This is a genomic window from Slackia sp. (assembly GCF_977041755.1).
The window spans coordinates 1-8322 of record NZ_CDRRGL010000086.1 but is presented as its reverse complement, the minus strand read 5'-3'; the positions used below and the strand labels follow the sequence as shown (position 1 = coordinate 8322).

General features: G+C 51.5%; 9 protein-coding genes. 2 read left to right on the top strand and 7 right to left on the bottom strand.

Annotated features, from left to right (window positions below):
- Positions 1–1701, bottom strand: a 1701-nt coding sequence (locus tag ACWI8T_RS06920) for a lipopolysaccharide biosynthesis protein (RefSeq protein WP_449138414.1), incomplete at its 3' end; no start/stop codon positions are given.
- 139 nt (positions 1702–1840) lie between these two features.
- Positions 1841–1972: a hypothetical protein gene (locus ACWI8T_RS06915; protein WP_287538984.1), complete on the bottom strand. Its 132-nt coding sequence runs from the start codon at positions 1970–1972 to the stop codon at positions 1841–1843.
- Positions 1973–2174: 202 nt separating this feature from the next.
- Here ACWI8T_RS06915 and ACWI8T_RS06910 point away from each other — a divergent pair, with 202 nt between their 5' ends.
- Together ACWI8T_RS06910 and yfcE are read left to right on the top strand one after the other, a co-directional pair.
- A complete protein-coding gene (locus ACWI8T_RS06910; protein ID WP_449138413.1) occupies positions 2175–3560 on the top strand; it encodes an amidohydrolase family protein in 1386 nt (461 codons plus the stop codon).
- 210 nt (positions 3561–3770) lie between these two features.
- Positions 3771–4310 (top strand): phosphodiesterase, encoded by a 540-nt coding sequence (gene yfcE, locus ACWI8T_RS06905; protein ID WP_449138412.1) that lies wholly within the window; start codon positions 3771–3773, stop codon positions 4308–4310.
- Positions 4311–4596: 286 nt separating this feature from the next.
- Here yfcE and ACWI8T_RS06900 read toward each other — a convergent pair whose 3' ends face one another.
- From ACWI8T_RS06900 to ACWI8T_RS06880, 5 genes are read right to left on the bottom strand one after another with little or no spacing between them, the layout of a single operon-like run.
- Positions 4597–5238, bottom strand: coding sequence for a DUF5028 domain-containing protein (locus ACWI8T_RS06900; RefSeq protein ID WP_281669028.1), 642 nt, complete (start codon positions 5236–5238; stop codon positions 4597–4599).
- A complete protein-coding gene (locus ACWI8T_RS06895; RefSeq protein WP_449138411.1) occupies positions 5228–5863 on the bottom strand; it encodes an ATP-binding cassette domain-containing protein in 636 nt (211 codons plus the stop codon). The genes ACWI8T_RS06900 and ACWI8T_RS06895 overlap by 11 nt, the downstream gene beginning before the upstream one ends.
- The gene (locus ACWI8T_RS06890) at positions 5860–6693 is read right to left on the bottom strand and encodes a hypothetical protein (RefSeq protein ID WP_449138410.1); all 834 of its coding nucleotides are present in this window, start codon (positions 6691–6693) and stop codon (positions 5860–5862) included. Before ACWI8T_RS06890 ends, ACWI8T_RS06895 begins: the two co-directional genes overlap by 4 nt.
- Positions 6686–7534: a hypothetical protein gene (locus ACWI8T_RS06885; protein WP_449138409.1), complete on the bottom strand. Its 849-nt coding sequence runs from the start codon at positions 7532–7534 to the stop codon at positions 6686–6688. The genes ACWI8T_RS06890 and ACWI8T_RS06885 overlap by 8 nt, the downstream gene beginning before the upstream one ends.
- A 3-nt stretch (positions 7535–7537) precedes the next feature.
- The gene (locus ACWI8T_RS06880; RefSeq protein WP_449138408.1) at positions 7538–8209 is read right to left on the bottom strand and encodes a DUF5027 family lipoprotein; all 672 of its coding nucleotides are present in this window, start codon (positions 8207–8209) and stop codon (positions 7538–7540) included.
- Positions 8210–8322: the final 113 nt, after the last annotated feature.

Here is an 8322-nt window from a genome sequence, read left to right as displayed (position 1 = left end):
CATAAGCTGGGCGCGAACGCGCGCCTTTCGCTCGCGCTCGCGCGCCTCGGCATCGGAAGAAACTCTCGTCGAGGCGACGGTAGCTCCCGAAACGCGCACGCGCTGCGAAGCTTGCCCGATATTGCCGTGCACACGAGTCGTTCGAGCCGGCCCATCGGTCGATTCCGTATGCGACCCATGCGAGCGAACCACGTTCGTTTTGCCCGTTTTAACCTGCTCGCGAGCGCTGTGCATGGCCTTCTTCGTTTTCTGGCGAATTCGCAGTGCGTCCGCCTGAGAGATATCAATGCGCCCCGACATAGCAGGGTTCACAGGCAACGTCGGCGTACGACCCGAAGCCTCGTCGTCTTCTTGCCACACCGCGCCATGGCTGAATTGCACGCGAATCGTGATGTATTCCATGGCGAGCAGCGAAAGCAGGATCGCCATAACAATGAGGTAGCCAATTACCGCACCCGGCAAGCCCGTGAAATTAATGAGCAAGATGGGCACGAAAACCGAAAAGCCAAACGTGATGAAATAAAGCTTCGTAACGTCGCCCTGACGGCGCAGCACCGTAATGACCTGATACAAGAAGTCGACCGCCGCAGTCACGCCGCCCGCAGCAACCATGACATAGGCCAATCCTCGATAGGGTTCAAAATCCAAACCGTAAATCCAGCTCATAAGAGGTATGCCGATCCAGCCCATAAGGACGGCCGTCACGCCCGTGAATGCGAGCACAACGCCCATCATGGCCAAGAATGCTAAATCGAATCGCTTGCGTCGACTCGGGTCGGCCCATTCCTTCGTAAGACGCACGAGCAGCGGCTTATATACCAGCTGAATCGCGAGCATAATACCCTGCGCTGGAAAATACAGCGCATTGAAGTACAGCTGGCTATCATAAGGGAGCACGCCTTCCATCACGAACTTCGGCATGCTCTCGATGAGGTTGAACAGGAACACCGCCAAGAACAGCGGGAAGCACTGCTTGAAAATCACCACAACGCTCTCAAAGGTGCAGCGGGGCGATTTCGGCGTTTCGATAAGCCCCAAAGGGAAAGTGAGGAAAACGAACGTCAGCGCCGCAACCACAGCCATGACAATGCTCGCAACACCCACATTGCGCGTAATGAGCAAGGCGAGCGAGAAAAATAGCACGACAAGCACGGAGCGCACCGCCTGCGAGATGCCCGCAAGATAGAACTTGTCTTGCTGTTGCAAACGACCTTCGTATACATCGGCGAGAGCATCAATCATGCGATAGAAATACACGCCAATTGAAATGGTGAGCATGTCTCCGCCATAGCCGCGCACCATGCAGTACCCCACGCCAACAAACATCATAAGCGCGCAGGTAATGAAACGGTTCACCTCATAATCGGCAAACGAATGGCGCTCATCGATATCGGAAACCTGATAGGTACGCACGCCGTAATTGCCGATCATCATGAGCAGCGTAGCGGTGATGAACGCGAGCGAAAACATACCCGCAAGCTCGGCATTCGTGAGCTGCGTGATAACGACGGTGAGCACAGGGAAAACCATGCCCCATGTGGCAATGCCGAACATATTGCAAATGTAGTCGCGCGATGTGCGATGCGATGCATACATCTCGTCCTGATCGGAAAAGGAGCCCTCTTTCGCGGCACCGAGCAAGCGGTTCCACCATTGGCTAATAGTCCTGGTGAGCGCGTTATTCACAAATACGTTCGACATAACGAAGCGAAAATCCCCTTTCAACGCCCCTAGGGAGCGAAAAGCATAAACACATGGAATTATAAAGCCCCGCCCGGAAAACTCCGGACGGGGCAAAGCGGCGTCAACAAACGTTCACCTAACAAAATAAAGAATGATTTTACGCCTCAATCTCTCCCGCTGCGCTCACTTGAGCATTGGGGTCGTTGAAGACGTCACGATTGAAAAAGGCGATGAGGCCAACGAGAATTGCAAGCACCACCACCGTCGACGCGACGGTTTCGAACGACATAGCGTCCCCCTTTGAAACATGGAGCCGAGGCTCCTTTGATTAGGATGGTTCTGCATTATTATTCTATTTCCCTATTTATGCAATAGGTTTATAGGTATTTATTTGGAAGAGAGCAACGAAACGATAAAAACAATAGTTCAGCACCGCAACAATATGCCACAGACGATACAATCAAAGTAACGCGATTCAAGGAGGCTAGCTTATGTCGTATGCGTTCATCCACGCCACGGTGCTCGACGGCACAGAAAAAATGAAGTCCATGCTCGACACGACAGTTCTCGTCGATGACAAGGGAAAAATCGTCGAAGTCGGCCCCACCGCAAAAGTAAAAATGCGCGGCGGCGAACAGATCATCGACCTGCAAGGCAAGTACCTCATACCTGGACTCATCAACATGCACGTGCATCTGGTTGGCGACGGCACGCCCCACAGTTCAAGCAACGCCGAAGGGGCGGTTCAAAAAGTCACAGGCAACCCCGTTGGCATGGCGATTTTGCGCCACATGCTGAAAGCCTCGCTGAAAAACCAGCTTGCAAGCGGCGTAACCACCGTGCGCAGCGTCGGCGACCCCGGGTATGCCGATATCCAAGTGCGCGATCAAATTAAATCGGGCAAGTTCCAAGGTCCGCGCCTTATCGCATCGGGATGCGGCATCACTGTTCCCGAGGGCCATGCGCGCTTGTTTGCGAAGAAAGCGACGACTCCCGAAGAGGGTCGTGCGCTCGTCCATGAGCACTTCAGCAATGGAGCCGATCAGATCAAGCTCTTCATCACGGGCGGCGTTTTTGATGCCGAGGTTGAAGGCGAGCCGGGAGTCTTGCGCATGCCCCTCGATATCGCGCAAGCAGTGTGCGACGAAGCGCATAAACTCGGGCTTCGCACCTCGGCCCATATCGAAAGCACCGAAGGCGTCGAGGTCGGCTTGAAAGCGGGCGTCGATACCATCGAACATGGCGCACCCCTTACCGACGAGCTTTTGAAGCTGTTCAAGAAAAATGGGCTCGGCAACGCCTCGTCGCTTACCTGCACGCTCTCGCCGGCACTCCCCTTCGCGGTGCTTTCGCCCGAGAAAACGCACTCTACCCATGTGCAGAAAGTCAACGGCCGCGTTGTCTACGAAGGCGTCGCCACCGCGACGCGTCAGGCGCTTGCCAACGGCATTCCCGTAGGTCTGGGTACCGATTCCGCCTGCCCGTTCGTCACGCACTACGACATGTGGCGCGAAGTGGTGTATTTCCAGCGTCATACTGGCGTGACGCCCGAATTCGCACTGCATACCGCGACGCTCAAGAACGCGCAACTGTTGGGCGTAGCCAACGAGACCGGCTCCATCGAAACGGGCAAGAGCGCCGATTTAATCGTGCTCGACGCAAACCCGCTCAACGACCTCTGCGCGCTGCGTAACGTTGAACAAGTTTATATGGCCGGCAAGCCCGTGAAATATAAGGCGAAGCACTTGCCCAAGATCGACGCCGAGCTCGATGGCATTATGAATGGCCTCGACAACGACCCGTTCGTGAGCGAATGGAATATCGCTGAGGAAAAGAAGTCGCTCAACCCCTTCGCGAAACGAGGCACGAAAGAATAAAGGCCAATCGCAAACGCGGAAAGACCGCTTGGCTTTTTCGCGAAACGCGACACAAGGGAATAGAGCGGAAACGCCGCCCTTCGGCAACGTGCTCAACGGCCACCGAAAAACACGCACACCAGCCGCCGTTTCGAAATCGTGAGCCCGAAGCGGCGGTCTAATGCGCATAATGAAAAGGCAACTCACCTCTCGACAACGAAAGGAACACTCATGAGGCTCGCAATCGCTTCAGACATTCACGGCTCTGCGAAATGGTGCGAAAAGTTCTTGAAAGCGGCCGATGAGGAGCGAGCCGACGAGATTGTTCTGCTCGGCGACATTTTGTATCACGGACCACGAAACGAAGAGCCCGAGGGCTACGACCCCAAAAGCGTTGCCGCCATGCTCAATGAACGCGCAGGTTCCATTGTGGCCGCACGCGGCAATTGCGATGCGGAAGTCGACCAAATGATGCTCGAATTTCCCTGCATGGGCGATTACGCGCTCGTCTTCGCTGACGGCATGCGCCTGTTCTGCACGCACGGCCATGTTTTCGGAAGCGGGCTGCACAACAGCGTCAACAACATGCCGAAATTGCCGAAGGGAAGCGCATTCCTGTTCGGACACACGCATATCAAAGTAAACGAGCGCGACGCGCATCACTCCGGCGTATGGCTCTTCAACCCGGGCAGCGTTGCCATTCCCAAAGATGGGTCGCACAGCTTCGGCATTCTCGACGGCAAAACCTTTACGCACCGCATTCTGCTGTAAGCGGCACCCAGCACAACACGAAAACGGCCTACCGACCATATCCAAAGGTTGGCAGGCCGTTTGGTTTCATGACAAGCCAGAAAAACCGCGCATGGACCGTACACAACGGTACGCCGAGCGAGACCTGTTAAATGCTCGTAGCATTTAACAGGTCTCGCACAGAAACGGAACTCTTTCTACCGGCTGGGGGTAAATTTTTCGCAAAAGGTAAACTGCCCGCTATGTAAGACGGACATATATAAAAGCATTTATAGAAGAGACTCTCAATGGCAGCCGTATTTCTCCGCTATTCTTCAGCTATGACATGAATCTCTTTTCGTATGGGCATATTGGATAGATATAAATTGAATTCAGAATCCTCGATTACCCTTTTATATTCCGTCTGCTCTTCCTCGTCGCGAATATTGGTCTTATAGGGAACGTGAATCGTGTACGTCGAGTCGGGTGCGATTTTTATATAGCGCATTGAACCATCCGTAATCGCCGGTTCACTTTCGGCCCAAAGCCATGTATCCGCAATGTAATATGTGTTCTTACGTTCGGGCACTAAATTGCATTCGAATAGGAATATTCCGCCATCGGAGTTACCGATATTGCCAACTTCTATCTCCAGACATATGAGGCTCAAAGAATCGAGCCCTTCGAACGTTTTACTCTTATCCAGGCCGTAGCGTTCGATATATTCGTTGTACGACATCTTTTCCGCATTGGTCACATTAACGGAATAACCTGAAGTGTTTTCGCTGGCAAGCGACAAGAAGGCACCGTCGAACGATACGTTTTCATGCATCTCGTGCGTTTCAACAGCGGGTAATTTCAAAGCAGTATCGTTGATCCAGGCGATTCGCATGACAACGCCTACGGCTATGGCGCATATTCCAAGAACACCAACTGCCTTTGCAATAACCCTGGCGGCATTATTGAGCATTTGAAACCACTCTTCCCTCCTCCAAGGTATATACGGTGTCGCATTGGCCCCTAAGAAAACCCTCGTCATGACTCGCTATGACTATCGTCGCGCCTTGGTTCTTTGCTTCGTCGATTAGTCCCTTTAGCAATTCAGGACCCGTAGAATCAAGCGCATTGGTTGGTTCATCGAGAAGAACGACACGAGGATAGCCTATAAAAGCTGCAGCGATCCCAAGCCTCTGCTTCATGCCTAGTGAATATTTTTTGTAAGGCTTGGTATTAGACGAGTCGAGGCCGCACCTTCCCATCATCAAACACGCATCGTCTTTCGAGAACGGTAAGCCTAAACCGGAAAGAAACATGAGGTTCTTCAATCCGCTATAACGCGCAATGAATCCTGGCGAATCAATGAGGGCGCCTATGGAATCGGGGATATTTGAACCAGGATTAACCTGCTTGCCATCCACGATAACCAAACCGCTAGTCGGAATGACTAATCCCGAAATAATTTGAAGCAAGGTCGTTTTTCCCGAACCGTTGACACCGCGAAGCCCGTACACAATGCCGTCATTCAAGCGGAGCTCGATATCCGAAAGCACACGAGTGCCTTTGTAGCTTTTACAAACACCATCAAGAATAATCATTGCAATGCCTCCTGACCGAACGAGATATCCATGCGATCGACCCTTACCCAATACGCAGCAGCCGAAATCAACGCCAGAACAAACAACGCGATGCAACCACTCGCCGCATCGAGCCCTTCAGAGGAAATGCTTGCGTAGCATGCAAGGCAAAGATATCTTCCGACAAGAAAACCTGAAGGATAGCAAGGAGCCGAAGCGACGATGAAAACGCTCAACACAAGTGCGGATATTTCGCCGAAACGAGACAGCACGTTAAGCACGATGCAGTTGATGAAGAATAGTGCGAGCAGAAACGAAGCGAGCATGCCTCCCGTAACGTGCGGATTACCGCTCAAATAGTCATCGTCCAAAAGCACGTTGCATAAAGAGAGAATGCTTGTGCCAAATTCCGCACCTTGCGCTATGGTCCATGCCAAGGAAGACACGCAGAGCGCGATAAAAAGCATCAGAGCACCGATTATCAACCACACAATATCTGCAACGAACCAAGCACTTCTATTTCCAGTCGCTAAGACGAAATATCCACTCTCTTTTCCCGTTCGTCCAAGCGGGGCCAGCATCGTCCAAAGCATCGAGAATAGGCAGATTCCCATCCATTGAAACGGGATAGGATGCAGCGCCTTAGATAATGGCTGAAGGCTAATACCTCCAATAAGGGGTGCTGCGAAAAAATCCGCAAATGTGAGCGACTTGAGTTGCTCCGCGTCGCATTCGAAGATGAAGCTCATAATGGCAGCATTGCATAAAACGAATAGCCCCACAATGAGAGCTATCAGCTCGTTGCGACGGTGTTTGACATTAACTACCAGGATTTTGGTTGCGCTATTCATGGAAGCCCCGCCTCGAAACGTAATGCATTGTTGCCAACGGGACCAAGCACAAGACCAGTAGTGTGAGCAAAATATACATTCCCGATTGGGAATGGGATAGCGCGCATCCTCGCAAAAAGAGAAACGGTGAGAGCTCGAACGAAATAAAATCGCTGGGAATAGCATCTTCGATAGCTTTAAGGAGGAATAGCGCGCAATACGGTAAACCGACAAGCAATGCTGGTCTCCTTACGACAAACGAGAAGGACATAACGAAAGCAGACCAACAAGCGCAAAACACAACATTCAATACAAGAAATAAAGCATCGAATACGATGGGGCAGTTATAAAAGAAATACGAAAAGAGGCTATCGTCGAAAACGGCAAAGTAAATAGAGCTCGTTACATCGGGGGTTCTTGCAGGCAAAAGGCATGCGCACAGAATGCAGTTTACGATAATGGGCACGGCCGCAATGCAACCCCCGGCGATAAATGCGACTAGGTATTTATTTTTTAAATACATGGTCGGATTGCTTTTCAGAATGCTATTCGAAGCGAATCCGCTGTTCAATTCGTCCGCCAGTGTCCACGAAAAAGGAATCGAACACAGCAGCGGCAGCAATATAAAGAAGATATCACTGGCGGGTTGCGTAAAGTCGGCAAGAATATTGTATTTAAAACAAGAGGAAATGGTGCAGTCGAGCCATTTCGTCGAAATATAGTCCAGCGCATATGCGCCTTTCGCGTCATCGAGGTATCCGCCAATCGCAGCGACAATCGCAATTGCTGTCGCGATACAGCATGGAAGCAAAAACCATTTCGACACGAAGGCTTTGGATAATTCAGCTTTCAGGCCAGGCATAATCTATCCTTCTCTCTGAGTTGGCAGATAAAAGCGGTATTTTGTAGCACCATCCCATAGCCCGCCGCAAATATACATGGGTTTTGAGCAGTCGCACTCTTCAACCCAAAAACCAATAGTAAGAAGCCGCTCTTCTCCGACTGGCAACTTGAAGCGATAACCGTCCTTCTCGGTTGCATTCTCGATATAGCCGTCGAAATACTCAACCTGCCTGGGTTGGGTTGAATCCCAAAAGTCGCTCGAGCCACCCTCGACCATCAAGTGAAACACGTCGATGCCAAACAGACCGTCCTCCCCTTCAGGGGTTGCGTCGATGTTTTCGATTTTTAGCGAGCATTGGATATATTTCCATTTTGAACCAGAAGCAGGACCATTATCGCGGTAAAACCGGTTTGACGAATCGATTCCCGCCTCTTGCATGTTTTCGTAGACATCGCATTCGACTAACGTCACAGCAAGAGATCCATCCCACGGAAAAAATGCTTGCGGTTTTTGCTGAAGATCCTCGGTGGAGTCTAGAAGAAGAGTCTGTCCGGGGTCGACCGAATAATTAATGTTAGATGGCAGCTCGGTGTTGCGCGGTGCTGCTTTCGTTGTTGTCATTAGTGCAGCAATCGCAACCAGCACAACGACAATGCAGACAAATCCGAGAAAAGCTATTGCCAAACGTTTCATGGCATTAAGGATTCAAAACGGGATAGTTGTTATAAAGAACGCAGTCTGGGCTCCAGAGCCCGCAAACGTAGCCGTCACCCCAATAGCTGGAGCTTGAACGCCATGCGGTAAGG

What these genes read in the sequence shown, in the direction of transcription:
- ACWI8T_RS06915 (WP_287538984.1), bottom strand. Translation starts at nt 1,972, where the DNA reads ATGTCGTTCGAAACCGTCGCGTCGACGGTGGTGGTGCTTGCAATTCTC.
- ACWI8T_RS06910 (WP_449138413.1), top strand. Translation starts at nt 2,175, where the DNA reads ATGTCGTATGCGTTCATCCACGCCACGGTGCTCGACGGCACAGAAAAA.
- yfcE (WP_449138412.1), top strand. Translation starts at nt 3,771, where the DNA reads ATGAGGCTCGCAATCGCTTCAGACATTCACGGCTCTGCGAAATGGTGC.
- ACWI8T_RS06900 (WP_281669028.1), bottom strand. Translation starts at nt 5,238, where the DNA reads ATGCTCAATAATGCCGCCAGGGTTATTGCAAAGGCAGTTGGTGTTCTT.
- ACWI8T_RS06895 (WP_449138411.1), bottom strand. Translation starts at nt 5,863, where the DNA reads ATGATTATTCTTGATGGTGTTTGTAAAAGCTACAAAGGCACTCGTGTG.
- ACWI8T_RS06890 (WP_449138410.1), bottom strand. Translation starts at nt 6,693, where the DNA reads ATGAATAGCGCAACCAAAATCCTGGTAGTTAATGTCAAACACCGTCGC.
- ACWI8T_RS06885 (WP_449138409.1), bottom strand. Translation starts at nt 7,534, where the DNA reads ATGCCTGGCCTGAAAGCTGAATTATCCAAAGCCTTCGTGTCGAAATGG.
- ACWI8T_RS06880 (WP_449138408.1), bottom strand. Translation starts at nt 8,209, where the DNA reads ATGAAACGTTTGGCAATAGCTTTTCTCGGATTTGTCTGCATTGTCGTT.